Origin of the sequence: Streptomyces sp. HUAS TT11 (genome assembly GCF_051553595.1) — a bacterium.
Classification (GTDB): Bacteria; Actinomycetota; Actinomycetes; order Streptomycetales; family Streptomycetaceae; genus Streptomyces.
This window is the reverse complement of the sequence record NZ_CP196184.1, coordinates 4,808,881-4,832,264: the sequence shown is the minus strand read 5'-3', so window position 1 is coordinate 4,832,264 and position 23,384 is coordinate 4,808,881. Positions and strand designations below refer to the sequence as shown.

Sequence of the window (23,384 nt, the reverse complement as noted above, 5' to 3'; positions counted from 1 at the left end):
TCACTTCTCCTCCTTGGATTCGAGGCCGAGCAAGATCAGAACGTCACGAGCCGGCACGAGCGTGGAGCCCGCGCAGACCGGGCATGGGAAGCGAGGCTCGGTCGAGTGGCGACCGGTGCCGCCGCACTCAAGGCAGGCCGTCCACTCTGCGGCTGCGAAGGCGGTGCAGCAGGCGGCACAGTCGGCACAAGGCAGTTCGCGGCACACCGGGCAATCTGAGCCCAGCACCTTCCGCAGGCGTTCACGCATAATCGGCGCCTCCTAGAGCGGCCAGTTCTTCATGAGCCGTTTGCCGGTTGTGTTGGATGTCGCGGTGGACGGTGGCGGCGAGCCAGGATTCGCCGGGGGTGTGGCCGTGTCCGGCGTAGGTCCAGTGGGCGAGAGTGAGGGTGGTTGCCTCCGGGTTGTCGTCGGGGTCGGGCAGGCCGAGGGCGGCGCGTTGCTGGGCGGCGCGGTAGTCGGCGCGGACCTGGCGCAGGGCGCCGAGGGTGGTGGAGTAGCGGCGGGACTTGGTGGAGAAGTGGCCGCGGAAGCCGAGCATGTGAGCCCAGTCCCGTAACTTCCGGCCCGGGTAAATCGGGTGCAGGTCGAGGCATGCCTCGATCAGCCGTCGGGGATGGTCGGGTACCTCGAGCAGGACTAGGGCTTCTTTGTTGCCGATGCGGCGGTCGACGGTGCCGGTGGTCTCGGCTGCTTTGGTGGCGTACTTGGCGACGTAGGAAGCGACCGCCTGTTCGGTGATCTCTTCGCCGTGGCCGAAGGCGCCGATCGGCTGGACGTCGAGCTGTGTGCCCCAGCGCAAAGTGCGGGCGGGCTGGTCCCCAGCAGGGTCGACATCGACCGCGACGCGGGCAGCAGCCGCGTGGATGGCATCGGTGAGCAGCTCGAGCGTGGCCCAGACCGGGGGCGGATCGTCGGGTCCGCCGGGGCCGTCGAAGCGGATCACGGCATGGAAGTGGACTGCACCGCGTTTCTGGTACTCGGCGACCTTGCCGAAGGAGACCCGGGACTGTTCGTGGGCGTCCTTCTGGGTGAGTCCAGCCCGCTTCGCGATCTCGCGGCGGAGGTAGATCATGAAGTACCGCCACAGGTCGGAGGCGTGGTTGTTCCACAGCACGGCGCCCGCGTAGTCGTAGGTGGCCGGGTCGAGGGGAGTGCCCAGCGCCGGGGCGTCCTCGGTGTGGCGGGTGCCGCAGCGGCAGGGACGGTTTCCGGGTCGGTTGTGGACCGGGCCGAATGAGGGCGCGGTGAGGGTGGCGAAGACGCGGGGGTGGTCGCGGATCGTGTGCGGGGTGCCCTTGTCGGGGTCCCCGACCAGTCCGGCCCGGATCAGGTGGTAGGTGTCTCCGGCGTAGGTCCAGGCGCAGGCCGGGCAGCGGGAGGCACGGCGGTTGCCGCAGGCGACCCGGAGCGTGCCTCCCGGCTCTTGGTCGGTGCTGTAGGAGTGCAGTACGTGGCCGGTTGCCCGGTCGATGGTCTTGGTTGCCCCGCTGAGGCGGATCGGATCGGCGCAGCCGCCGGTTCGTTTGATCTGTTCTCGCCAGCGGTCGAAGCCGGGAGCCCCGGCCAGCCTCAGCACATCGGCGAGGGTGGCCGGGTCCAGGCCCGCCGTGGTGGCAGTGTCGTTCACGCGCGCGCCTCCGGCATATCGGGGGCCAGGGCGTCCAGGGCGTCAGCCGCTTCGATCGCGGCGGCGGCCAGGTTGCGCAGGGTCTCGGAGGTTTCCCGGGAGGCGATCAGCGCGATGTCGATGGAGTCGCCGCCGATGCGGAGGCTGACGAAGGGGTCAGCGGGGTCGGTGAAGGGGGTGACGCGGAAGCGGGTGTCCGGCTCGATGTGGGCCGAGGTGGTGAGACTCCTCATCTCACTTGCCCCCGTTCCGGTGGGCGGGGCCGTGGTTGTCGGTGTAGTCCGCGACCAGGGCCTTGACGTCGTCGTCGCCGTTGGCGCGGTCTTCGGCGCCGCAGCCGCCACAGACGTAGTCGCCTTGGGAGCGGGAGTACGTTGTGCCGCCGCGGACGCGCAGGCCAGGCCGGTCCTCGGTGGGGTGCAGGTCGCTGGGGAGCTTGCGGAACATGCGGCTCACCTCCCGGCCGTGACGGTCGCGGCGGTGCGGGTGGTGTGGCCGGTGCCGCGGCAGGCCAGGCAGGCCACGGTGAGGGTGGCGCGGGTGCCGTCGGCGTGGCGGGTGCCGGTGGTGATGGCGGCGGTGGCGAAGCCGTCGCAGTCGCGGCAGACGGGCGTGCTCAGGGCGTGCTGAGGCATCATGGGGTTTCCCTTTCGGGTCCGTTGGATCAGGAAGGTGGGAAGGCGCCCGGAGCGGCGGAAGTTTGGCGACCGAGGCCGCTCCGGGGGCTGTTAGCGCTGCTTGGCGAGGTCCTTCAGCAGGGACTTGAGGACGACCGCGACCACGGCCACGGACATGGCGGTGATGGCGACCGCGAGGAGCATGGAGACCAGGACCGCGCCGACGACCAGGACCACCGCACCACCACCGGCGGCGAGGGCGAGCGCGCTGCCCGGGGTGAGCTGAACAGTCGGCCGGCTCGATGCCGGGGCGACCGGGGCCGGGCTCGTCTGCGGGGCGGGGATCGGGGGCGTCGTGGTGGACGGTTGCGCCGTGGTGGTGGGTGTGGGGGCGGTGTCCGGGGTCGGGTACTTCGGGGTGAACACGGGATCTCTCCTCTCGGTCAGGCGGTGCAGCGGTGGGTGCGGGCGGCGAGTTCGGCCGCTGAGCGGTCGCGGTGCTCGGTGGAGAAACCGCAGCCGGGGGCGGTGCAGGCGGCGGTGTGCCGGGTCTGGCCACGGCCGTTGTTGTAGGAGCCGACCTTGACCGGCCCGATCTGCACCACCCGGTAGAAGCGATTCGGGCGCATAGAGGCGGAGCCTCCCTTCGGGTCAGGTGAGTTGGAGTTGGGCGGCGATTGCCTGGCAGGTCGACGCGGGCAGACCCAGCCGGGTAGTAAGCGCGTCGGCGGTGATCGGCTCGCCCGTCGTGTTCCGGTGCGCGGCGGCAATCGACCGGGCGTGATCGAGCAAGGCCCGCGGAACAACCGGTGCGGTTGCAGGCACCGGGGGTGCTGCGGGCAGTTCTGCCGCCGGTGCCGGTGTCGGGTCCGGGATGCGATCGAGACTGACTCGCTCCACGGATTCCGTCTCCGCGTCAGGCACCGCCAGCGGAACCGGGTTGTGCTCGGGAGGGGCCGCCGGGTCGACGAGGTGGTGTACCTGGCGCATGAGGGCACCGAAGGCGAGCAACGCTGCGGACGGCGGTACGGCGGCAACGACGTAGTGCAGGACGGGTTGCCCACCACCGACGCCAGCGACGTTCAGCCCGATAGAGCCGAGCGAACCGGCGACGGTGAGGCCGACCGCCCACCAGTCGGTGACGTGACGCAGAGCGGCCCGGAACATGAGGACTTCACCAGCGACGATGAACAGATCGAGGGTGGCGGGCCAGGCCCACATGCGGGCAGTAGAGGAAGCGAGACCGTTGGTCTTGGCCACCCCCGCCAGATGGGCGTAAGACAGCCAGAACGCGGCCCCGGTCAGGGCGAAGATGACCACCCCGGCCGCGAGAAGCGCAGTGCGTTCTGCCTGCGGTTTCGTCATGATGGCGGGTTCCTTTCTCGCGGTCAGGCGTCAGGGTCGAGGCCGGTGCCGAGGCAGTTCAGGCAGAAGCCGGATTGCTGGCCGACGGCCCGGCGCTTGCGTCCGACATGGACCGTGCGGGGAACGTCGCCGCTGCCTAGGCAGACCGGACAGGCGACCGTCTTGGGCTTGGCGTTCTTACGTGTGGCCATGACGGGCTCTCCCCCTTTCAGTCCGTGACCGGCAGCGGCTTGACCAGGGACCCGGACGCCGGGGCGTCCGCGGGAACGTGCGGACGGAAGGGATCGAGGGCGGGGAAGTCAGGGACGAGGTGGGCGAACTCCCGGCACACCGCCGTCGCTTCAGCGCGTGAGGTGTGCGGGGTGCGGATCTTCGCCCAGCCGCCCGAGGAGTCCGCGGCGACCGCAGTTCCGGGGCGTTCGGCCGGTATGAGACCGGCGGCCAGGACGGCATCGGGGGCTACGTCGGCGAGCCCCATCTCGGCGGTCTGCTTGTCATTGACCCGATGCACGACCCGCCCGGTGAGCTGGGCCCGCAGCATGGTGGCGCCCTTGCCCAGCTCGGAGCCGAAGCGCTGCCCGCAGATCTCCAGGTGGATGCCGACCGCGCGGGCCATCTGCGCCAGCCGGATCAACGCGGTCACGATCCGCTCCCGCCGCTCCTCGTCCTTGCGGGAGGCGATCAGGAACAGCTCCGCCACCTCGTCGACCAGGACGACGACCGGCACCGGCCGCACGGCTTCGGGCAGGTCCCACACGTCGGAGACGCCGTGCAGGCTCAGCAGGTCGAAACGGGACTCCATCTCCGCCACCAGCACATCCAGCAGGGAGGCGGAGTCATCCGGGGTGGTGGCCAGGGCCGACAGCCGAGGCGCGTACGCGGACTGCTCGACACCGCGCTTGCAGTCGATGCCGACCAGCGCCACCGGCAACCGCGCCAAGCCCTTGATGAGGTTCCGTTGGTAGACGGACTTTCCGGAGTTGTTGGCGCCCAGGGTCAGCGCCATGGGCACCTTGCGGTAGTCGCGGACGAACGCGGTCCCGTCCTCCCGCAAAGCCACCCGAACGGCCAGGCCCTCCGGGCGTGACCCGCGCGGCATCTGCACCCGGCGCAGCACGTCATAGCCCGTCATGCGCAACTCGACATACCCCGGCTTGGTCTCGGCGATGGTCACCGAGTGAACGCCCCAGGCGTGCCGCAGCCGCTCAGAGGCCGCCACCAGGTCAGCCGGTTCCAGACCGGCGGGAAGCCGCAAGGTCACCCGCAGCCCCGTCGACGTGCCCCTGACCCGGCGGACCTTCGGCGGGACCGGCAGCACCTCACGGTGGGCCACGTTCTTCGTGAGGAACGCCCGCAGGCGGGACGGCTGCACCGTCAGCCCGCACACGTCCATCGTCGAGCGGTAGGTGATCGTGAACCGGCCCCAGGTGACCGGCAGTCCGACCAGCGACCAGTACACGCGAGGAGCGCGTACCTTCGCATAGCCCAGACCGCCGGCCCCCGCTAAAGCTCCCGTGGCCTCCAGCCACATCGTCAGGTCGGTCATGGTCAGACCGCCGACGTGACCGCGACCGCGCGGAACGAGATCCCGTGCCGCTTCTGCCCGTTGAACTCGTTCTCCCAGTCACGAGCCTTCAGCCCGACGACCTTGACCGGCGTCCCCGGCGCCAGACCCTCCGGGAAACCCGTCTCGGGGATGGTGACCTGGTAGAGGTTCCCCTCCCCCTCATCCGAGACCAGCAGACCCACGGTCGACAGACCCGCACCGGTCTCCCGGTCCACAGCCCGCTCACCAGTCTTCTGGTTGACCAGCTTCGGCACGGGCGCAGTCGCCACGAACACCACAGCGGTCGAAAGATCAATCTTGAAGGACGGCATCCTGCGTCTCCTCAGACAGGTCAGAGTTAGGCCCCTTGGACCTCTTGTTCAGCTTGTAGGTACAAGCTGATATCTAGAGATTGCAGCACTCGAAGTGAGGCGTCAAGCACTTTGCGCGTACCTGTACCAACAAGTTGAGCGAGTGCGTCATGATGGGGTGTATGAGCAAGCAGCCGAAGTATCAACAGGTGGCCGACGCACTGCGCCGAGAGATCGACAACGGCGTCTACGCGCCAGGTACCCGGCTCCCCTCGGAAGCCGAGTTGGCCATCCGCTTCGATGCTTCGAGGAACACCGTCCGCTCTGGACTGGGCGTGCTGGTCGGCCAGGGACTCATCGCCTCGAGCCAGGGCCTGGGCTATGAGGTGCGGAAGCACGAGGTGTTCGAGCTGAACGCCTCCCGCTTCGAGAACCTGACCTTTCCGCAGAACGGCGATGGGTACTCAACGGACGTGACCAATGCGGGCCGTCGTCCGCATCAGACCTTCCGGGTCGAGGTGACCACTACATCCGACTACATCGCCGAACGGCTCAAGGTGGACTCAGGCGCACGCTCTGTCCTGCGGTTCTGCCACCGCTTCGTTGACGATGTGCCCTGGTCGACTCAAGCGACGTATTACCCGGACTGGCTCGTTCAGCAAGCACCGCGTCTCACTGAGCCCGGCGACATCGACGAGGGAACGACTCGCTACCTGGCTGGCCTCGGCATCGAGCAGGTCGGGTACGCCGACGAGATCGCCACTCGCATGCCCACGCCAGACGAAGCCCGCCTGCTGGAGATCGGCCCCGGCATCCCGGTTCTGCTCTGGACACGCACGGGCTACACCGCGGAACGTCCCGCGCGCTGCACGATCACGACCTTTCGCGGCGACCTCAATCGCATGAACTACGAGATCGGCGACTTGTCCGCCCGGGAGAACGAAGCCAAGTGAGAGTCACTACCGCCACCCCGGCCGACCTCGAACAGTTGCTGGCCTTTCGTGTCGAGGCCGCAACCTGGATCAGCAAGTTGGGCAGTGATCAGTGGAAGCGCCCGTACCCCGCCGATCGCCTCTTGGCCACCATCGAAGGCGGCACCGTCTTCATGCTGAGAGACGGGGAGCGGACCGCCGGCACGATCACCCTCACTCCTGAAGCAGAGGAGGGGTTGTGGTCGGACGAGGAACTCGCCCAGCCCTCGATGTTCGTCAACAAGTTGACGATTTCTCGCGATTACGCAGGACAAAACCTCGGTGGCAGGTTCTTGGACTGGGCCGGGAACCGCGCGTGCCGAGCAGGCGCACAGTGGCTACGTCTTGACGCATGGACCACCAACGAGCGACTCCAGCGGTACTACCTTGACCAAGGCTTCCAGCACGTGAGGACCGTCCTAGAAGGCAACGCCGTCAACGGTGGCCCACGAGTCTCAGGCTGGCTTGCCCAACGTCCCTCACGGCTCGCCGATCACGGATTCGGTGACGAGACGCCCAGCCCTGAACCGTTGCATGCCTGAGCTGTTACAGGTTTCTCTACCTCATCAAGCCCCGGCTGCGCTCCGCTCCGCCGGGCGCGCTCCCGGCTCCGCTGCACGCTGCGCTCCTGCCTTCGGCCCGCTCCGCGCACGCTGCGCCGACGCGCGCCCACAGGTGGATAAGGCCGCACGGTCATGAGTCGATCACCGCATAGCCCGATCCACGGTCAAAGCAATGCCTCCGGCGGGGGATCGGTCGGCACCGGGATGGAGGGGGCGCCATTCCCGGCTGCGACCCTGTCGTGGCGAGCGCGGGGTGCTCCCATCCCGTCCACCGTCGACCCAGGCAGAGCCGAGCAGACGCGGCCCATGGCGTCCAGGTCGTACGTACAGTGGCGCGCTCCACCTGGACGCCATGAACCACGCCCGCTCCACGGTGTGTGGGTCGACGGCAGACGGGATGGGAGCTGGGGAAAGTGGTGGGCTGAGGAGAGATGATGCCGTCATGGCAGAGGAGTCGAGGCGTCCCCTCAGCGAGCTTCGTCAGGGTGCGACCGTCCAAGCAACGATCACCAGTCACGAACCATGGGGCCTCATGGCAGAACTCAACGACTACGAACCCGTGGGCGCCTCACTGGACCTGATTCGCCGCAAGAGCGAACCTGGAGTTAATCGACTCGCCCAGGAGCTGCCGTCCGTGGGGATGACCATTGATCTTGTCATAGGCGAAGTGCGTACGTGGCACCGGAAGCCTTGGATATGGGTGGATCTCACAGCGCCCGGCCGCGGCGAAAGCTGATCGGTCAAGAGGTGTCCTGACACCTGACGTGAACAAGCGCGGACAGCAGCGGTCCGTCCCGGCTCCGGGCGGACGACCTTTCTAGGGCGCAAAGTCTCGTCATCCCATGATCGAGCCGGCTTCAATGCCGCTCGTGACTCTGCCTATCCCCGGGCTCTCTACCGGCCCCAACGAAGACGAAGACGTTGAGGCGGTTAAGGCCGCCTTGTATGCAATGGACCCGGATGGTCACCATATGGCCGAAGTCATCCGGTCCACCTATGACCAGCTTCTAGACGGTCGGCGCATGGGACGCTGGGATTACACGCAGCTGCATAAGACCGAGAAAACCCATATGGGAACTCTCGTCGAAATCAACATCTACAAGGATTTTGGCCTCACCGAGGGCGAAGTAGCAGACTACTTGATTGAAGGAATCGAGGTCGACTGCAAATATGCCCAAAGGGTCGGAGGCTGGGAAATCGGACCTGAACTAGTTGGGTACATCTGCCTGGTAATTACGGCTAGCGACCAAAAGAGTACATGGAAAGCCGGACTTGTCCGGGCTTCCGAAGAAAACCTGAGAACGACGGAGAATCGCGACAAGAAGCGGCGGCTCAGCCCGTCAGGGGTCGACTCCATCTCTTGGTTGTGGGGTGGCGAAAGGAAACTTCCTTCCAACCAACTGCTGCACATGGACCCTGCCAAGCGTGCACGGATCATGTCCGCCACGGGAAAAGTAAAGGGCAAGAGCGGGCAGGCGCGAATTAACCAACTCTTCCTTGAAATTCAAAACGTAATAGTCCGAAGGGTCACCCTAGAGACCGTTGGTCACGGACTAGATGATCCGCTCAAACGAGCGCGCAGCAACGGCGGTGCACGCGACGCACTCAGACCGGATGGGATCCTCGTCCTAGGCCACCAAGATAACGATCCGTTTGTGGCGCGGTCGCTCGATCTTCCAGTTCCCAACAAGGGGGAATTTATCTCTGTACGTGTGGTCCCTGCACCGGAACCACGGGACGGACGGCCCATTGCCGAAATCGAAGGCCAGCACTGGGTTATCGCTAACGATGACGACCCCAAGGTAACGGCTCCAGTCATCCCCCGGAAAAAGATCTCGACCGACCCAGAGGAATAAACGGGCTCAAGGGACTCCGCCCTCCCATTCCCGGAAGACCGCGGGGCGGAGTCCCGCCGACAGCTACACCTTCAGGCAAGAGGGACAGTTTCATTAAGCCAACGTCGCACTGCATCCACTGTAGTGCGCCCTTCCGACCGAAGGATTTCAACAATGTCTCGTCCCGAAATCATCACAATGGGATGAGCATCCTCCTCCACCTCCTCTTGCACCTGCTTATGGAAGTAGGACGTGGTCACAAGGACACCGAAATTCCGATGTCTCAACCGAGAAATCAATCGAGACATCTCGCGTACTCCAACCGAGTTGTCCGGCGAGTAACACTTGGCCTCAAGCGCGAAGTCAATACTAATCGTGCGCGATGCATGCCCAAGGATGTACTGACCCACTGCATCACGCCCGCCATCGCGGCTGGGCCGAGTGACTTCGAGAGAGCCCGTGCGTGGTGCGACCATGCGCCAGAGAGCCGCCGCACAACGTTCAAAATGATGGTCTCGACCTCGGAAGTACTCACGGATCACTTCAAGGATGGCCCAGCCTTCCCTGTCATCTGGCAACTGCTCAGCTTTAGTTCTAATGGCCGTAGTGGCTGGTGCGAGCAAGGGCACGTAGGTACGCTTCCGAATCCATGTAGCCCATGACATGGGGCAGTCACTCTCGAGTGGGTGGCCGCCCGATACCAGATGCTCTATCCAGTCACGTGAAATGCGAGCGTGATCAAGCACAGTGAACCGCGCTCGGTAGTTCTGAAATCGCCGCCCTTTCGAAGACCTCCAAATAGCGGCCAGTTCCTCATCCGGAGAGATAGCAGGGCTACCGGGAACAAGCAGGCCGCGGAACCGAACGGATCGGCCAACCCCCAACTCCCTCTGAAAGAGGAAGACTGGCGGCACACCAACCAAACGTTCTTCTTCACTGCCGTGCGAAGCCGCGAACATGTCACGCAACAGAATATTGCCTTTAGGTTGCGTGTCATGCAATTCCCGACCGGGTTTTTTATTGTCCCCGTAATACGTGACGATCCCTGTCTCTACATCAAGAGAGTCAGGCCAGTCCACGTCCATTCCCGACGTATAGAGAACAGCCAGCCGAACGGACCCTTTTGCTGGAGATCCGACATAGCGGATTCCTCCCTGATTCCCGACACCTTTAAATAGCCGGGCAAGCGGATCGTCCCCCATATTGCCCTTGGAGCCACCCTCGTACACCGAGTCAACGACCAAGTCAGCCTGTGACAGATCATCGAACGGGAAGTGAGGCTCGGGCAAAGAGCTAACAGTCATGCACCTACATATAGCAGTTCGCACTGACACTAGGTCTATGGTGTAGGGGCCTAGAAGCCGAGCCACCACGCGAGTTAGCTAATGCGCGAGCGCATCTCAGCGAAGCGTGTATGCCGCTCGTGATCTTCCTGCCCTATGAAGCCCTTGAATCCCGCGAGGCGATACGCCCGTCCGCCGAGTTGGTCGTCCTCATCGATCACAAAGTCCCGTGCGAGCATGGCCATTCGACGCTCGAAGGCCAACGAGTCCATCTTCTCGCCGGAGAGCTTCACGATCTCTTTTTCCGTAAGCGCAGTCGAAGCACTCTTCAACGCCAGGTAGAGACGATCATGCATTACTTCGTTCTCTACCTCTGACAGCTTCTTCCGCTTGCCCTCATGCTTCAAAGCATTAGCGATTGCTGTGCCTAGGGCTCGCGCAACAGGAGGTGGAAACGCGTTGCCAATCTGCCGGTACTTGGCCGTCTTACGCCCGGTGAAGCGCCACTCGTACTCCTTCCCTCTTCCCCAACCTTGAATACGCGCCACCATGTCGGTAGTCAGCTTAGGCAGGAAGTCCACGGGATCCGAAGCACCTGGCGGCTCGTTGGCAACGCCCATGGCATCCACGCCGAGTTTGAGCCAGGCCGCTTTAGCGCGGGTTGGACCAAGGTCGGCCCCGCCATGCTTCTTCGAGCCACCGACAATCGTCGGGGCGATATCACTTGCCTTTTCAGCCCAGGCATCAGCGCCGCGCCAGCCATTGACAGCCATCATGTCATGCAGCACAGAGCCGACCGTCTCGGCGGTGGGTGTTGCTTTAGGCCAATCGAACCATTGAGCGTCCTCATTTCGCATGGCCACTAGAACAAAACGCGGCCGCAGCTGCGGGACGCCATAGTCGTTGGCGTGTAGCAGTTGCCAGTCAGACCAGTATCCGAGGTCCTTAAGGCGATCTTTCACATGCTGGCGATATGCAGAGAAGCGTGGCATGGAGAGACCACGTACGTTCTCGAGCAACAAAGCCCGCGGCTTCATCCTCCCGGCTAGCTCAACAGCCCACGCAAAGAGGTCGCGCTCGTCCGTAGCACCGAGCTGTTTACCGGCGATCGAGAACGGAGGGCAAGGAACTCCTCCTGCCAAAAGGTCGACACCGTGGTACTTATGCGACTCCCAGCGGTCCTCGTCGGCCACGTCCCCTTGCACGACGTTCCAATCGCGGTTTGCACGCAGCGTGTTAACCGCGTTCTCGTCCAGCTCGACAGCCACCTCATGGCCGAACCCTGCCAGCTCAAGGCCGAGCGACTGGCCCCCAGCGCCCGCGCAGATTTCCACGGCCGTCAGATCAGCCACGCTCGTACCTCCATGTCGTGATTGCACAGGTCTACCATCCTGACGCATCCAACACCGAGGGTCTGACAGTGTTGGCTACGGTGTAACCGATGGCCCTCAACAGTGACCCCGCAGCGTCGACGCCGCCGACTCCCGGCCGCTCGCGGAACATGGCTGCGATCAAGCGGCGGGATACCAAGCCCGAGCGAACCATTCGATCCCTGCTCCACGCCGCAGGCAAGCGCTACAGAGTCGATGTCCGCCTCCAGCTGGAGGGCGCGCGCCCACGCCCCGACATCGTCTTCACCCGCACGCGAGTGGCTGTATTCGTAGACGGGTGCTTCTGGCACTGCTGCCCCGAGCACGGTCGGCAACCCGGTGTCAATGGCGGCTACTGGGGACCAAAGCTAGAACGTAACGTCGCCCGGGACAGGGCGGCCGACGAGGCCCTTGCAGCCGCCGGATGGACAGTCGTTCGTGTATGGGAGCACGAGGCTCCGGAGGAGGCCGTGGAGCGCATCCTCGCGGTTCTCGACGCCGCTGCCCCGGCTAGTCGAGGCACCCAAACTGGATGAGGTCCTGCACCGCGTCCTCTTCCCTGCGCAGCACGATGCGGCCGTCACCGTTGCTGTAGGCCAGCACGGAGCTCCCGGGCGATAGCCCTGCCTCGGCAAGCACCCCAAGGGGGAGGACGACGGAGCCGTCCTCTGCGATCGTCAGCTGGATAGGTTCTCTGAGCACAGGACAGAGCCTTCTATGCTGCAGTCGCCATCGCAAGCGACGGGTGAAGTTGCAGGTCGGGACGCTCGGGCAGGCGCGTCGCCTTCCCGGCAGCCCAGCAACGCCGGTCCCGGTCGTGGTCTCACTTCTGGTCTCATTCGCACGGGTTCTGCCCCGTCCGGACGAGTACCAGCGCCAGCCAAGGCCCAGGGCAGCGACCACCCATAAACGCAGGTGAACGACTCCGTACGGCCCTCCAGTGGGAACGAGCACCCTTGGAAAGCGTGTTGGGGGCAACCCCTCACGAGTTCGAATCTCGTATCCTCCGCCAGTGCCTCACCGGGCACGATGTCGAAGGGCCCCACCTCGCGGCGGGGCCCTTCGACGTTGTCCTCAGACCTCGTTGTCCTGGTTTTTGTCCACAGCGGGTGACTCCGGGGGTCCCCAGATGACGTCGGCGATCTTCCGGGCGACGTCCTTGAGCATGGTGTCGGGCACGTGGAGGTACCGCGCACGCATGCTTGCGGAGGTGCCCGGCTCCCACCCCATGATCTGATCGATGACGCGGTCCGGGACGCCGAGAAGCATGAGCACGGTGGCGGCCGTGTGCCGGGCGTCGTGCAGCCGGGCGTTTCGAACCCCTGCGTCTTCCAGCAGTCGCTTCCAGTCGTGGTAGTCCGTGTTCGGGCTCAGCGGACCACCCAGACGCTTGGTGAACACGTAGTCCGACTCGGCCCACAGGTCACCGGCCGTCTTGCGCTCTCGCTCTTGCGTCTCGGCGTGTGCACGGAGCATGGCGACCAGGGGCCCCGGCAGGGGCACGGCACGCCGGCCCGCTCGGGACTTGGTGTTCTGGAGGCCTTTCGATGCCGTCCTCACCAACCCCGCCGCCCACCGACCGGACGGCCCTTGCCGTCGCCGCGTTCGGCTCCGCCTTCGCCGTGACGGTCGCCGTGCAGGCACCCGCCCTCGTCCCCGCACTCGGCGTCGGCCTGGCCGCGTGGGGAGCGTTGTACCTGTTCCTGCGGCTCTGATCCGGATGACTGCGGGCTCCGGCCGGCTCCGGTCTGACCGGGGCTCGCAGCCTCTTTGGCCAAGTCGCTGTCCCGGACAGCAGCAGGGATTGGCCCTGAATCACTCAGCGGGCTGCGGGCCCATCCGGCGAGCCACCCGCGCGGCCTCCTCCGAGGACACCAGTACCACTCGACGTCGCAAGGCGCCCTTCACTACGAAGAAGCACGAGAACTTGGCATGGGGGCCTATGTCCCGGCACTCGTACAGGCCGTCGCCAGGGAGTGCCCATCCGTAGGGCTCCGTGCGGCTACGGTTCAGAAACGTCCGAGCGTACATGTACTTATCGTTCGTGCCACGGATCTTGGCCACCCAGCCACTCATGGCGTCACAGATGAGGTGCTGCGGCGTAATGGACACCCCAGGGAACACCGCGGCGGGGTCCGCTGTGGCGAGATCGACGGGGATGCCCAGCGCTGCTGTTGACGCGGCTTTCTGTTCTGGGGTGGCGTGGCTCTCGCAGACTTGCGGATGAGGACCGATGCCGTACCAGACCATGATCGGATTCCGGCAACGGGTCCCTTTGGTCGCTGTAGTCGTGCACTGGTTCACGCGCCCCGTACCTCCCGTGGTCGTCACAGCGTCGGCAGCACAGAACACAACAGGCTCCGTCGATAGGACAGCCCCAGGGGCGTGGGTCAATACCCCTCTGCCGGATGGCCCCGACAGCAACGTAGGAGGCGGCACCTGTGGCGGACAGCCCATCCAGTAGGGCACGGCTTCGCGAGTGAAGGTGCTGTTCCAGGGCCTGTTGCACGACATCAGTCGCTGACATCAACAGAGGCGTACAACTATGCACGGCGGCGGGCTCGCAATCGGGGGACGAGCCAAAAGATCCCAGCAGGCGGGCGGTCCGCGACGGTGCTGCACCTGCTTACGGATCAGATGCTGCGGCCCCGTCCGCCTGAAGGGCACGCTGGAAGGCCTCATTCCAGTGTGGGGCACTTCGGCCGTTCCTTGACCTGACGGGTGCGGAGCGGTCCGCTTTCACGAGGCCCACACGGTGATGATCACGTCCGCCAGGAACCACAACGTGGCGGCAGCAAGAATCGAACGGTTGACCAACCGCGAACGTCGCCGCGACTCGGCTTCGACTTCCTCGGCGCTCCTCCCTTCAGGGCTCGGGTGGTACCGCCATCGGCCCGTCACAAGCCAGATGGCTACGAGCGCCAAAACGACGTAAAGGTCCAATTGGCCCATTTCTACGCTCAGTTGATATGGCGTCATCTAATTGCTCCCCTCTTCAGTGCAGCCGGGAGTCTAGTGCGAGGGGGAAACGACAAATCGCCCTGGGCGCTCTGTGGCCATCATCTGTCCAAAGGGCCGCTTACAAGGTGGAAAGCGCCTTGGGCGTCCGTCCCCCAACGGATCGAATCAGAGCTCCCATCCTGTCAACTGCCCCTCCAGGCAGAGCCCGGCAGATGCGGGACCTGGCGTTCAGGTCGTTCGTGCAGTGGCGTACCGCACCTGGACCCCATACGGCCGCCGGCCGGGCGCGCCTCGCTGACTTCCTGTCAGAACTCGACCTATATGTCATTTGTTTCGATTTCCCCAGTTCACGGTTCTTCTGATCCCCAGAGCACCCCCGTTCGCTGCCGGGGTCGCAGGGCCGTGGCGCCGGTTGCAAGGAGAGAGCGATGCATCTGACCGACCCGGCAGGTAAACCTGCACGTCGCGGTCCGGGGCCGAACAGGAGCGGGCCCTGGGCGTGGCTGCGGGCGTGCGTGGCGGGACTGGCCGTGCTGGCGGGACTGGCCCTACCGGCCATCTCCTCATCCCCCGCCTGGGCCGACCCGTCCCCTGACGCGTACGTCGCCAACGGCGGCTCGGGCAATGTGTCGGTGATCGACACCAGAACCAACACCGTCGTCGCCACCGTCCCCGTCGGCAGCGGCCCGCAAGGCGTGGCGAGCACCCCGAACGGCCGACGCGTCTACGTCGCCAACCGCGGTTCGAACACTGTGTCGGTGATCGACACCAGAACCAACACCGTCGTCGCCACCATCCCCGTCGGCACCATGCCGCTCGGCATCGCGATCACCCCGAATGGCCGACGCGTCTACGTCGCCAACGTCCTCTCGGGCGTGTCGGTGATCGACACCAGAACCAACACCGTCGTCGCCACCGTCCCCGTCGGCGGCACCCTGGCCGGTGTGGCGATCACTCCGGACGGCCGACGCGCCTACATCACCAACTTCGGCTCGGGCAATGTGTCGGTGATCGACACCACCACCAACACCGTCGTCGCCACCATCCCCGTCGGCACCTCCCCGTGGGGTGTGGCGATCACCCCGGACGGCCGACGCGCCTACATCACCAACTTCGGCTCGGGCAATGTGTCGGTGATCGACACCACCACCAACACCGTCGTCGCCACCATCCCCGTCGGCAGCGAGCCGCAGGATGTCGCGATCACCCCGGACGGCCGACGCGCCTACATCACCAACACCACCTCGAACAATGTGTCGGTGATCGACACCACCACCAACACCGTCGTCGCCACCATCCCCGTCGGCAGCGACCCATGGAAGCTGGCGATCAACCCGAACGGCCGACGCGCCTACGTCACCACCGCCGGCACGAACAATGTGCAGGTGATCAACACCACGACCAACACCGTCGTCGCCACCGTCCCCGTCGGCGCCTTCCCGGACGCTGTCGCGATCACCCCGGGAAATGGCAAACACCACAAGCCCGAGAAACCGAAGAAGCCCGGCCACCACTGATGACAGCGGGTCTCTTCGTTTGCCCGACCTCTGACATCAACGCTGACATCAACGTCCCCAGACGGCAGCATCCGAAGGCATACGCAAGCAGCCGTCACCATTGCTCACTACCGCACCCTGGTCGAGCCGTGGCTCGCCTGAAACGCGGAAGGTCGCCCGGCGGGGCGGCGACTCAACTCGGTGCCTCGTGGGCCATGTGTGGGCCAACGTGCCGGCACGCCGGGACGGTTAACGCATTGACGCAGGTCAGAGTGGGGTCTGGCTGTGATACCGCGACGCTCTTGAAAACCGTCGTGGCGCGAGCGGTAGAACCTTCCCCACTTGCATCAAGCCCCGGCTGCGCTCCGCTTCGCCGGGCGCGCTCCCGGCTCCGCTCCGCGCGACGCTCCTGCCTTCGGCCCGCTCCGCGCGGGCTGCGCCGACGCACGCCCACATGTGGATAGGGCCGGTGGCCATGAGTCGATCACCGCATAGAGGCGGCCTGCGGTCAAGGCGATGCCTCCGGCGGGGGATCGGCCGGCACCGGGATGGAGGGGGGCGCCGTACCCGACTGCGGGCCCGTAGTGGCGTGCGCGGAGCTCCCATCCCGTCCACCGTCGGCCCAGGCAGGGCCGAGCAGACGCGGCCCATGGCGTCCGCTCCACGGTGTGTGGGTCGACGGCGTACGGGATGGGAGCTGGGGTGAGTGGTGGGCTGAGGGTATTCACCGACCGCCGTTGGTTCCGACATGGAACCTCGTCAGGGCAAAGATGATCAAGAGGTCGAGTGTCATCACAGGGATGGCCCACAGCGGGTAGTACGGAACGAACATGAATTGGGTGATCAGGCTGATCCCTGCCGCCGCTGCACCAGCCCCACGCCCCCAGCTCTGGTTTGTCACGACGCCCATGCCAGCAATGACGAGTGCCAGTCCGACCACTATGTGAATCCAGCCCCAAGCGGTTAGGTCGAACCGATAGGCGTACCGGGACGCGGCGAACAGGTTGTCCCCTGCGATGCCGGATGCCCCCATGAGAATGCTGAGCGGCCCGCTGAGCATCATCACGGCGCCAGCGAACAGGGACGCGCCGCTGAGCCTTTCGCTGTTGCCTGGCCCCCCGTGTCCTCGCCGTGTCTCGCTCGGCATCGCTGCCATGGCCGCCACCTTCCTGTACAGCACGGTCACCGACGCACACAGTCCGTGCGACTCCAGCAACGCTCCACTGACAGGATCACCGCGATCCTTCGGCACCGCGACTCCAGCCGTCTACTGCCGTAGAGGACAGTCGTCAAGTGCGGCGGGGATGTCTGACACCAGTAGCTGACACCAACAGTGCCGAACAGCGGCGGTCAACGTTCAGGCTCCAGTCTGCTGGGACACAGCGTGACAGGCGGGCGGTCGGCGGCATCGGAGCAGCCCTCAGGCCGCCCTGCGGCCATCCTCTGGCCAGAGTCCCGCTCCCAGACAAGCGTCTTGGGGAATGAGGCAGGTCAGGAATTATCTGACAAGTAGAGGCTGGGCGGTCTTGAAAGCCGTCGTGGTGCGAGCCGGTACCCGCATCGTCGCCGGCCAGCGCTTCCGTGCCCGCCCTCAGGCGTTGACCTTCCTTGTCCTGGTCTTTGTCCAGTGCGCCGATGGCCGTTGGCGTTCGCGGTTGTACGCGTACCTCGTCTGACCTGCCGCGCGAACGCCCACGAACGCCACGGAACGGGGACGCGGACAGTTGGAAAGCGTGTTGGGGGCAACCCCTCACGAGTTCGAATCTCGTATCCTCCGCCAGTGCCTCACCGGGCACGATGTCGAAGGGCCCCACCATTCGTGGTGGGGCCCTTCGACGTCCGTCCTTGAGAAGCGCGTCGGGCACGTGACAAGGCAAAGTTGGTGCCGAAGTCGCATTCATCGCTGACCGCGTTTTGCATCGGGTCGCGCGTACAAGCGCAATGAGCAGACGCAGACCGTGAGCCGGATCCAGGCGGACAGCCTCGTAGCGGAGGGGCTTGGCATCCCCGTCGGCTCCGAGGTCTACGCGCGGGCCCGCCTGGTGAAGGAGGGCACGCAACTTTCTCTGCTCTCTCGAGTCCCGCAGCTCCGGTGAGTACTGCGGCAGCAGTCGTCAGCGTCGCAGTGCCCATCGTGCGGCGTCGCTGACGATCGCTGATGGCGTCCCGCCGAGTGGTGCAGCCGATCCCGCTTGAGGTCTTGGCCGGCGATCGGCTGCCTGCGGATCGAAATGGAGGCTCGGGCCGACGTCACGGGCTGTCGGGTGTCAGTCCGAGGGCGGCCCCAGTAGCCCCGAATCCGGTTGTGAACTGCATTCTGCCAACTTGATCGGCTACACCGCTTCATGGTCGGGAACTGCTGCGGTGGCCTGCTGTTCGGCACCGCTCAGTTCGTCAGCGTGCGGTGACCTTGACCATGGGGCCGTTGGCGTTGACGTGGACTTGGTCGGGGGTCTTGTACACGACGCGCCAGGTGCCGGAGCGGGTGATGGTGGGGTGAGCGGCAAAGTGGCCGGTGCTGCTGGTGTGGGCGCTGGTGATCAGGTGCCAGGTGCTGCTGCCGGAGGGGCGGAAGAGGATCCGGACGGTGGCCTTGGGCAGGGGGGTCCAGTGGCCGTAGCCGTTCTGCTTGAGGGTGCCGCTGATGGTCACGGTGTGGTGCTTGGTGACCCGGGTGCTGCTGGGCTTTCCGCCGCTGATGGCGGTCTGATAGCGGAAGGCGTGGACGACCGGGCTGTAGGCGGCGGTGAAGGCGGTGGCGCCGGGGTAGTAGTAGCGCCAGTAGCCGTGGGGGTTGGTGACGGTGAGCACGGAGGCGGCGAACCCGTCGGCGGAGGTGTCGATCGTGGTGGAGCCGATGCTGGTCCAGCCGGTGTGGCCGTCGTTGGACTGCTGGATGTAGACCCGCCCGCCACCCGGCCACAGAGCGCCGGGGACCGTCAGGTATCCGGAGATGTGCAGGCGGGAGGAGGCGTCGACGGTCGGCTTGTTGGCGTACAGGGACACCTTCGCGACGGGCTTGGCGACGGTGTACCTGACGCTGGTAAGGGCGAGGAACGGCCGCGTGTCGCTGACGGTCCAGATCGTGGTGTCGTTGGTGACGCTCACGGTCTGGCTGAACCGCCCGGTCGCGTCGGTGGTCGCCCAAGTGGCTCGTGTGCCCGTGGCGTCGTGGATCGGGAGCGGGATGTTCGCGAGCGGCACCCAGGTGCCGTCCTCCCGCCGGCGTTCCGCGGTTCCACTGATGACCTGCGTGCTGCCGACCAGGGCGCCGGTGCTGCCGGTGCGGTCCAGGGTGATGCGTACGGGGGAGTCGACGGAGGTGATCGGCTCGGAGTCCGGGCCCTGAGCGTACGTCGGTGTGGTGACGAAGACGTGGAGGGTGGTGTTCTGCACGTCGCCGGGGTGGACGGTGAGGGCGAAGGTGCCGTCCGCTGCCGTTGCGTTGTTGGGCGATGTGTGCCCGTCCCAGGTGACGTAGACGCCCATGCCGGCGGTGGTCGGCCACGGGGTTCCGGTGTCGCCGCCGGCCGGGTCGTACTCGGTCAGCCGGCCGGTGACGTTGATGTCCTGGTGCTCGAAGCTGAGGGTCGTGGGCTTGTAGGCGGTGTCGTGGAAGACCGGCGAGGGGCGGTAGTCGAGGACGCCGCGGCCGGGAAGGGAGACCGTGCCCTCGCTGTCCTGCGCAGTGATGGCGACCCGGTACGAGGCGTAGATGTCGAGTCCCAGTGCGCCACTGCTCTGCCAGGTACCGGAGGTGGCGGTGCCGGAGACGAGGTGGAAGTCGGTGACCGTGCTGACGAAGGTGCCGGGCACGTTGGCCGTGCTTGCGGTGATGGTGGCCGTCACGGAGGTGACGCCGGCCGGGGCGTCGATGCCGGCGGTGAGCTCGAGCCCGGTGTCGGTTCGGATCTTGCCGATCTTCGAGACCACGGGCCCGGTGGTGTCGGCGCTTGCCTGACCGGGGGTTGTGACCATGCCGGCGAGTATCGCGGTGCTGATGGCCGCGGCTCGCGCGGCGCTCTTCAAGATCAAGGGACTGCTGCTTTCGAAATCGAGGGGATGACGACGGGCTCGAACCACGGCGGCCGACCGCCGGGCCGAGAGGACGGCCGAGGTGCCGGACCCCGCTGAGGGACCGGCGCCCGCAGGCGTCTTCGGTCAGCTCACGTCGACGAAGTCACCGGCGGCCACGGCCGTACCGGTGGTCGAGGTGCCGGCGAAGCTGAAGCGCCGGTAGCGCTGGATCTCGTCCGCCGGGGCCTTGCCGGAGAACGGCGCCGGGGCCGCGCCCCGGATCTCGTCGGCCTGGGCGGCGGGCAGGGCAGGCGCGGAAAGTGCCAGGGCCCCGGAAACGGCAGCCATGGCGGCGCGAATACGCATGCAGTTGTCCCCACATCAGATGCGATCCCGCCGCGCGTCCCCCCGGCAGGGCCTTGAAAGATGAACGGATCTTATGGACGGCACACGTGTTCGTAAACGCCTTTGCACGCAAGAGCCGGATCCTGGGGTCTCACACGCCTACGGATCACTCTCCAAGAGCTCCATGTGCGCGCCGAAGTCCTCGACCAGGCTTGCCAGGACAGCTTTGTGAGTCGGCGACTTCCCTGGCACCGCGGATGGGGCGTCCCTTCTCATGTGCAGCGGTCAAACTTCGCTTCCCCCGCCGGAACCGAATCAGCTCGGCCAGTGACTACACCACTCGATGAGACACGATCCGATCGCCAGATCCGTGGAGCTCACAAGAGTCGAGAGGGCCCCACACGACAGTCTCAACCGCAGTCTCATCCGCCGCCGGGTCGCCTCCGATGCCCTCCATCACCGGCATGCGCAGATCCGTCGGCGCCACGTCGACCGGTCCGGAGGCAGCCACCTCAGAGGCGACGCAGCGGACCGCGCCGACCATCGAGGGGAGAGCATTCGAAGGGGACGCCGCCATTGTGGGAGCGCTCCCACACCATGCATCATGGCACGCATGACGACGTCTCGCGCGTTCATCCGGCCCTACCGCCCCACCGATCGCGACGCCCTCTTCGACATCTGCGTGCGCACGGCGGAGAACGGCGGTGACTCCCGGCAGACCTACCCCGACCTGGAGTTGCTGCCCAACATATTCGCCGCTCCCTACGCGGAGCTGGAACCGGAGCTGGCGTTCGTCGTGGACGACGGCGACCGGGCGGTGGGGTACATCGTCGGCACCGCCGACACCCCGGCCTTCGTGCGGCGCTTCCGGGAGGAGTGGCTGCCGGGGCTGGTCGACCGCTACCCCGCACCCACCGGCGAGCCGAGCACACCGACGGGCGTGATGCTGCACCTGATGCACACCCCCGAGCGGATGCTCGTGCCCGAGATCGCCGACCACCCGGCCCACCTGCACATCGACCTGCTCCCGAGCCACCAGCGGCTCGGCCACGGGCGCGCGCTGATGGACACCTTCCTCGAAACGCTGGCCGCGCAGGGCGTCGAGCGGGTCCACCTCGGCATGGTCACCGCCAACACCGACGCCCGCGCCTTCTACGACCGCCTCGGTTTCTCCGTCCTGCCGGTACGGTCCCCCGGGCCGCTCACCTACCTGGGGCGCGCCACCCGCTGAGACACGTCTTCCGCGCCGCGGGCACCCCGGCGATCGGCGCGATCCGGATCGCCGTCCGGCGAAGCCTGCGGACCGACGCACAAGCTCTCGCTCCGGCCCGGAAGGCGAGGTTCAGACGACCGGAGGCGGACAGCATCCCGGGCCTCTCGCTCCCACCAGCAACTCGGCCACCACGATGACGCCGTCGGCATGCCGAGGAGGCGCTGTGCATGGCACGCGAGTACGGCTTCCGAGTGGTGGAGGGGCAGGCGCTGACCGTTCTGTGCCGCGTTGCGGAGGCCGAGCCGGCGCACACCGCGGCCGTCGGCCTGGGTCGCGAGGCGCCGGCCGTTCATCGCGGGACCGGTCATCGGCTCGGCGAGGCCCGCGCCCTCCTCGTACTCGCCCGTGCCCTGCGGGAGACGGCCGGCGACGCCGCCGAACTCGTGCGTCAGCAGGCGCTGGAGGTCTTCTCGGAGGTGGGGGTGCCGGCGGAGGCGTCCGGAGGTACCGACCGGTGACGCCGCCCGGAGGACGGTGCTCCGCCGCTCGTGGAGCGGACGGGCGGCAGGGTGCCGGTTCACGTCGGACGCCGCGGGCCGGACCCGCTGCTGACGGGCGAACCGGCCGTCGCCTCATGGGTGTTCGGGCTTCCGGGCCAGGAAGGTGGCGATCGTTCTCCGGACTTCCCCGGCGGGTTCCTGCAACAGCCGTGCGGTGACGGCGAATCCGGCCTCGCCCAGCATCGCGGCGAGCCGGTCCGGCGGTTGCAGATGCGACTCGTAGGAGACGGGATGGCCGCCATAGGCCTGTGCCGGACGCAGACGCACGTCGTCCCCCACGTACCCGGCCATCATCAGGTGGCCGCCGGGTGCGAGCGCGCGATGGAACTCGGCGAACACGACGGGCAGCACCTCGGGTGGCGTGTGATGGGTGGAGTAGTAGGCCAGGATGCCGCCGAGTTCGCCGTCGGGGAGCGCCAGCCCGGTCATCGAACCCACCGTGAACCGCAGCGCCGGATGGGCCTGCCGGGCCAGCTCGATCATCTTCGGGGACAGGTCGACGCCGAAGGCGGACACCCCCAGCGCCGCCAGATACGCCGTGACCTTGCCGGGGCCGCAGCCCAGGTCCGCGACCGGCCCTCGGTCGGCCGTCCGCACGACCTCGGCGAACGCGGCCAGCATCGCGCGGGACAGCGGGTCCAGCTCCGCCGGCGACTTGACGCGCTCCACGTAGGCGGCGGCAACGGTGTCGTACGACTCCCGGACCGCGGCGAGGTAGGTGGGCTCGATCACGTCGGCGACTCTAGGGGAGAGCACTGACAGCGCACCGCGGGTCCCCGGACCGGGCCGGTCGCAACAGCACCCCGAACGTCCTTTGCTCGAGCCGACGTCGAGTCCCGCAGACCCCGACACGGTGCGTGGAGCTTCACGGCGACGGGGAGGTCGGGATCGATGCCGCCGTGCGACCGGCCCACCTCTCCTTCCCGCTCGAGCACCCGCCGACGCGGTCCGCACCACGTACGACCGGGTGGCCGTGACCGGGGCCGAGCCGATCGCGGGGCGGCATGTCCGACGAAGCACCCCGGCCGTGCGGTGGTCCATGGCGATCGGTCGCGGCGCGCCGGAGCGGGAAGAGCCACCCCGGGGCGACACCTTCCGGCACCGGCCCCTGCGCACCGGAATGGAGTCGCCGATCGACGAACACCGTGGCCGCCGGGCCTGGTCCGGGCCCGACACCGCACTCGGCGAGGGCACGTGCGGGCCCGATCAAGTCGGAGGTTAACTCCACTTGACTCAATGTAGTGAGCAAGTATTCCGGAACGTCATCTGCGTCACCTCGCGCCGATACCTGTGATCCGCCG

General features: G+C 66.5%; 27 protein-coding genes and 2 pseudogenes. 10 read left to right on the top strand and 19 right to left on the bottom strand.

Going from position 1 to position 23,384, the window contains the following annotated elements:
• Positions 1-241: 241 nt before the first annotated feature.
• From repSA to ACSHXN_RS21585, 10 genes are all read right to left on the bottom strand, one after another.
• Positions 242-1,630, bottom strand: a complete 1,389-nt coding sequence (gene repSA / locus ACSHXN_RS21630) for a replication initiator protein RepSA (RefSeq protein ID WP_389122714.1) — start codon at positions 1,628-1,630, stop codon at positions 242-244.
• Positions 1,627-1,863, bottom strand: a complete 237-nt coding sequence (locus tag ACSHXN_RS21625) for a hypothetical protein (protein WP_389122715.1) — start codon at positions 1,861-1,863, stop codon at positions 1,627-1,629. Before ACSHXN_RS21625 ends, repSA begins: the two co-directional genes overlap by 4 nt.
• A gap of 1 nt (position 1,864) precedes the next feature.
• Positions 1,865-2,077: a hypothetical protein gene (locus tag ACSHXN_RS21620; RefSeq protein WP_385750777.1), complete on the bottom strand. Its 213-nt coding sequence runs from the start codon at positions 2,075-2,077 to the stop codon at positions 1,865-1,867.
• A gap of 5 nt (positions 2,078-2,082) precedes the next feature.
• The gene (locus tag ACSHXN_RS21615; protein ID WP_385750844.1) at positions 2,083-2,265 is read right to left on the bottom strand and encodes a hypothetical protein; all 183 of its coding nucleotides are present in this window, start codon (positions 2,263-2,265) and stop codon (positions 2,083-2,085) included.
• A gap of 93 nt (positions 2,266-2,358) precedes the next feature.
• Positions 2,359-2,673 carry a SpdD protein gene (locus tag ACSHXN_RS21610; protein ID WP_385750774.1) on the bottom strand — a complete coding sequence of 105 codons (315 nt, stop codon included), beginning with the start codon at positions 2,671-2,673 and terminating at the stop codon, positions 2,359-2,361.
• Between the two features lie 17 nt (positions 2,674-2,690).
• Positions 2,691-2,876, bottom strand: coding sequence for a mobile element transfer protein (locus tag ACSHXN_RS21605; RefSeq protein ID WP_383356359.1), 186 nt, complete (start codon positions 2,874-2,876; stop codon positions 2,691-2,693).
• A 22-nt stretch (positions 2,877-2,898) separates the two neighbouring features.
• A complete protein-coding gene (locus ACSHXN_RS21600) occupies positions 2,899-3,612 on the bottom strand; it encodes a DUF2637 domain-containing protein (RefSeq protein WP_385750771.1) in 714 nt (237 codons plus the stop codon).
• A 23-nt stretch (positions 3,613-3,635) separates the two neighbouring features.
• The gene (locus ACSHXN_RS21595; protein ID WP_389122719.1) at positions 3,636-3,803 is read right to left on the bottom strand and encodes a hypothetical protein; all 168 of its coding nucleotides are present in this window, start codon (positions 3,801-3,803) and stop codon (positions 3,636-3,638) included.
• Between the two features lie 17 nt (positions 3,804-3,820).
• Complete coding sequence (locus ACSHXN_RS21590; RefSeq protein ID WP_389122722.1) at positions 3,821-5,158, bottom strand: FtsK/SpoIIIE domain-containing protein; 1,338 nt, start codon at positions 5,156-5,158, stop codon at positions 3,821-3,823.
• 2 nt (positions 5,159-5,160) lie between these two features.
• Complete coding sequence (locus ACSHXN_RS21585) at positions 5,161-5,490, bottom strand: SCO3933 family regulatory protein (RefSeq protein ID WP_355812704.1); 330 nt, start codon at positions 5,488-5,490, stop codon at positions 5,161-5,163.
• 161 nt (positions 5,491-5,651) lie between these two features.
• Between ACSHXN_RS21585 and ACSHXN_RS21580 the strand changes: the two genes are divergently transcribed.
• The 4 genes from ACSHXN_RS21580 (at position 5,652) to ACSHXN_RS21565 (ending at position 8,859) form a co-directional block, all read left to right on the top strand.
• Positions 5,652-6,422 (top strand): GntR family transcriptional regulator, encoded by a 771-nt coding sequence (locus tag ACSHXN_RS21580; RefSeq protein WP_438303553.1) that lies wholly within the window; start codon positions 5,652-5,654, stop codon positions 6,420-6,422.
• A complete protein-coding gene (locus tag ACSHXN_RS21575; protein WP_355812710.1) occupies positions 6,419-6,982 on the top strand; it encodes a GNAT family N-acetyltransferase in 564 nt (187 codons plus the stop codon). Before ACSHXN_RS21580 ends, ACSHXN_RS21575 begins: the two co-directional genes overlap by 4 nt.
• 553 nt (positions 6,983-7,535) lie before the next feature.
• Positions 7,536-7,739 carry a hypothetical protein gene (locus tag ACSHXN_RS21570; protein WP_355812713.1) on the top strand — a complete coding sequence of 68 codons (204 nt, stop codon included), beginning with the start codon at positions 7,536-7,538 and terminating at the stop codon, positions 7,737-7,739.
• Between the two features lie 106 nt (positions 7,740-7,845).
• Complete coding sequence (locus ACSHXN_RS21565) at positions 7,846-8,859, top strand: NaeI family type II restriction endonuclease (protein ID WP_355812716.1); 1,014 nt, start codon at positions 7,846-7,848, stop codon at positions 8,857-8,859.
• 71 nt (positions 8,860-8,930) lie between these two features.
• Here ACSHXN_RS21565 and ACSHXN_RS21560 read toward each other — a convergent pair whose 3' ends face one another.
• Positions 8,931-10,142, bottom strand: coding sequence for a restriction endonuclease (locus ACSHXN_RS21560; protein WP_355812719.1), 1,212 nt, complete (start codon positions 10,140-10,142; stop codon positions 8,931-8,933).
• 74 nt (positions 10,143-10,216) lie between these two features.
• The gene (locus ACSHXN_RS21555) at positions 10,217-11,473 is read right to left on the bottom strand and encodes a DNA cytosine methyltransferase (RefSeq protein ID WP_355812721.1); all 1,257 of its coding nucleotides are present in this window, start codon (positions 11,471-11,473) and stop codon (positions 10,217-10,219) included.
• Positions 11,474-11,562: 89 nt separating this feature from the next.
• On the opposite strand from ACSHXN_RS21555, the gene ACSHXN_RS21550 reads away from it, so the two are divergent.
• Entirely contained in the window at positions 11,563-12,027 is a 465-nt protein-coding gene (locus tag ACSHXN_RS21550; RefSeq protein ID WP_355812723.1) for a very short patch repair endonuclease, read from the top strand.
• On the opposite strand, the gene ACSHXN_RS21545 is transcribed toward ACSHXN_RS21550, so the two are convergent.
• Together ACSHXN_RS21545 and ACSHXN_RS21540 are read right to left on the bottom strand one after the other, a co-directional pair.
• Positions 12,002-12,193 carry an AbrB/MazE/SpoVT family DNA-binding domain-containing protein gene (locus ACSHXN_RS21545; RefSeq protein ID WP_355812795.1) on the bottom strand — a complete coding sequence of 64 codons (192 nt, stop codon included), beginning with the start codon at positions 12,191-12,193 and terminating at the stop codon, positions 12,002-12,004. The two genes, ACSHXN_RS21550 and ACSHXN_RS21545, sit on opposite strands and share 26 nt — an antisense overlap.
• 372 nt (positions 12,194-12,565) lie before the next feature.
• Positions 12,566-13,114 (bottom strand): annotated as a pseudogene (locus ACSHXN_RS21540) (tyrosine-type recombinase/integrase); the annotation flags it as partial.
• Here ACSHXN_RS21540 and ACSHXN_RS21535 point away from each other — a divergent pair.
• The gene (locus ACSHXN_RS21535; RefSeq protein WP_355135221.1) at positions 13,039-13,206 is read left to right on the top strand and encodes a hypothetical protein; all 168 of its coding nucleotides are present in this window, start codon (positions 13,039-13,041) and stop codon (positions 13,204-13,206) included. The pseudogene ACSHXN_RS21540 and the gene ACSHXN_RS21535 overlap by 76 nt on opposite strands.
• A 1,024-nt stretch (positions 13,207-14,230) precedes the next feature.
• Here ACSHXN_RS21535 and ACSHXN_RS21530 read toward each other — a convergent pair.
• Positions 14,231-14,470, bottom strand: a complete 240-nt coding sequence (locus tag ACSHXN_RS21530; protein WP_355135217.1) for a hypothetical protein — start codon at positions 14,468-14,470, stop codon at positions 14,231-14,233.
• A 410-nt stretch (positions 14,471-14,880) separates the two neighbouring features.
• On the opposite strand from ACSHXN_RS21530, the gene ACSHXN_RS21525 reads away from it, so the two are divergent.
• Positions 14,881-15,969 (top strand): cytochrome D1 domain-containing protein, encoded by a 1,089-nt coding sequence (locus ACSHXN_RS21525; RefSeq protein WP_438303550.1) that lies wholly within the window; start codon positions 14,881-14,883, stop codon positions 15,967-15,969.
• Between the two features lie 703 nt (positions 15,970-16,672).
• Here the strand turns inward: ACSHXN_RS21525 and ACSHXN_RS21520 are convergent.
• Positions 16,673-17,134, bottom strand: a complete 462-nt coding sequence (locus tag ACSHXN_RS21520; protein WP_383352444.1) for a DUF7144 family membrane protein — start codon at positions 17,132-17,134, stop codon at positions 16,673-16,675.
• Positions 17,135-17,829: 695 nt separating this feature from the next.
• Here ACSHXN_RS21520 and ACSHXN_RS21515 point away from each other — a divergent pair.
• Positions 17,830-18,008 (top strand): annotated as a pseudogene (locus ACSHXN_RS21515) (GntR family transcriptional regulator); the annotation flags it as partial.
• A 334-nt stretch (positions 18,009-18,342) separates the two neighbouring features.
• Here the strand turns inward: ACSHXN_RS21515 and ACSHXN_RS21510 are convergent.
• Both ACSHXN_RS21510 and ACSHXN_RS21505 read right to left on the bottom strand, forming a co-directional pair.
• Complete coding sequence (locus ACSHXN_RS21510; protein WP_438303548.1) at positions 18,343-19,926, bottom strand: hypothetical protein; 1,584 nt, start codon at positions 19,924-19,926, stop codon at positions 18,343-18,345.
• A gap of 183 nt (positions 19,927-20,109) precedes the next feature.
• The gene (locus tag ACSHXN_RS21505) at positions 20,110-20,313 is read right to left on the bottom strand and encodes a hypothetical protein (RefSeq protein ID WP_356295048.1); all 204 of its coding nucleotides are present in this window, start codon (positions 20,311-20,313) and stop codon (positions 20,110-20,112) included.
• A gap of 610 nt (positions 20,314-20,923) precedes the next feature.
• On the opposite strand from ACSHXN_RS21505, the gene ACSHXN_RS21500 reads away from it, so the two are divergent.
• Both ACSHXN_RS21500 and ACSHXN_RS21495 read left to right on the top strand, forming a co-directional pair.
• On the top strand, positions 20,924-21,541 hold the full coding sequence (locus ACSHXN_RS21500) for a GNAT family N-acetyltransferase (RefSeq protein ID WP_355135207.1): 618 nt from the start codon (positions 20,924-20,926) through the stop codon (positions 21,539-21,541).
• Positions 21,542-21,750: 209 nt separating this feature from the next.
• Positions 21,751-22,041, top strand: coding sequence for a hypothetical protein (locus tag ACSHXN_RS21495; RefSeq protein WP_438303546.1), 291 nt, complete (start codon positions 21,751-21,753; stop codon positions 22,039-22,041).
• A 114-nt stretch (positions 22,042-22,155) separates the two neighbouring features.
• Here ACSHXN_RS21495 and ACSHXN_RS21490 read toward each other — a convergent pair whose 3' ends face one another.
• A complete protein-coding gene (locus ACSHXN_RS21490; protein ID WP_438303545.1) occupies positions 22,156-22,815 on the bottom strand; it encodes a class I SAM-dependent methyltransferase in 660 nt (219 codons plus the stop codon).
• Between the last annotated feature and the right edge of the window lie 569 nt (positions 22,816-23,384).

Excerpts from the sequence above, each read along its gene's own strand:
- ACSHXN_RS21590 (WP_389122722.1), bottom strand. The coding sequence starts at position 5,158 with ATGACCGACCTGACGATGTGGCTGGAGGCCACGGGAGCTTTAGCGGGG.
- ACSHXN_RS21560 (WP_355812719.1), bottom strand. The coding sequence starts at position 10,142 with ATGACTGTTAGCTCTTTGCCCGAGCCTCACTTCCCGTTCGATGATCTG.
- ACSHXN_RS21580 (WP_438303553.1), top strand. The coding sequence starts at position 5,652 with ATGAGCAAGCAGCCGAAGTATCAACAGGTGGCCGACGCACTGCGCCGA.
- ACSHXN_RS21495 (WP_438303546.1), top strand. The coding sequence starts at position 21,751 with ATGGCACGCGAGTACGGCTTCCGAGTGGTGGAGGGGCAGGCGCTGACC.
- ACSHXN_RS21565 (WP_355812716.1), top strand. The coding sequence starts at position 7,846 with ATGATCGAGCCGGCTTCAATGCCGCTCGTGACTCTGCCTATCCCCGGG.
- ACSHXN_RS21530 (WP_355135217.1), bottom strand. The coding sequence starts at position 14,470 with ATGACGCCATATCAACTGAGCGTAGAAATGGGCCAATTGGACCTTTAC.
- ACSHXN_RS21595 (WP_389122719.1), bottom strand. The coding sequence starts at position 3,803 with ATGGCCACACGTAAGAACGCCAAGCCCAAGACGGTCGCCTGTCCGGTC.
- ACSHXN_RS21625 (WP_389122715.1), bottom strand. The coding sequence starts at position 1,863 with ATGAGGAGTCTCACCACCTCGGCCCACATCGAGCCGGACACCCGCTTC.
- ACSHXN_RS21570 (WP_355812713.1), top strand. The coding sequence starts at position 7,536 with ATGGCAGAACTCAACGACTACGAACCCGTGGGCGCCTCACTGGACCTG.
- ACSHXN_RS21605 (WP_383356359.1), bottom strand. The coding sequence starts at position 2,876 with ATGCGCCCGAATCGCTTCTACCGGGTGGTGCAGATCGGGCCGGTCAAG.
- ACSHXN_RS21585 (WP_355812704.1), bottom strand. The coding sequence starts at position 5,490 with ATGCCGTCCTTCAAGATTGATCTTTCGACCGCTGTGGTGTTCGTGGCG.
- ACSHXN_RS21620 (WP_385750777.1), bottom strand. The coding sequence starts at position 2,077 with ATGTTCCGCAAGCTCCCCAGCGACCTGCACCCCACCGAGGACCGGCCT.
- ACSHXN_RS21550 (WP_355812723.1), top strand. The coding sequence starts at position 11,563 with ATGGCCCTCAACAGTGACCCCGCAGCGTCGACGCCGCCGACTCCCGGC.
- ACSHXN_RS21615 (WP_385750844.1), bottom strand. The coding sequence starts at position 2,265 with ATGCCTCAGCACGCCCTGAGCACGCCCGTCTGCCGCGACTGCGACGGC.
- ACSHXN_RS21600 (WP_385750771.1), bottom strand. The coding sequence starts at position 3,612 with ATGACGAAACCGCAGGCAGAACGCACTGCGCTTCTCGCGGCCGGGGTG.
- ACSHXN_RS21500 (WP_355135207.1), top strand. The coding sequence starts at position 20,924 with ATGACGACGTCTCGCGCGTTCATCCGGCCCTACCGCCCCACCGATCGC.
- ACSHXN_RS21535 (WP_355135221.1), top strand. The coding sequence starts at position 13,039 with ATGCCGTCCTCACCAACCCCGCCGCCCACCGACCGGACGGCCCTTGCC.
- ACSHXN_RS21505 (WP_356295048.1), bottom strand. The coding sequence starts at position 20,313 with ATGGCTGCCGTTTCCGGGGCCCTGGCACTTTCCGCGCCTGCCCTGCCC.
- ACSHXN_RS21525 (WP_438303550.1), top strand. The coding sequence starts at position 14,881 with ATGCATCTGACCGACCCGGCAGGTAAACCTGCACGTCGCGGTCCGGGG.
- ACSHXN_RS21510 (WP_438303548.1), bottom strand. The coding sequence starts at position 19,926 with ATGGTCACAACCCCCGGTCAGGCAAGCGCCGACACCACCGGGCCCGTG.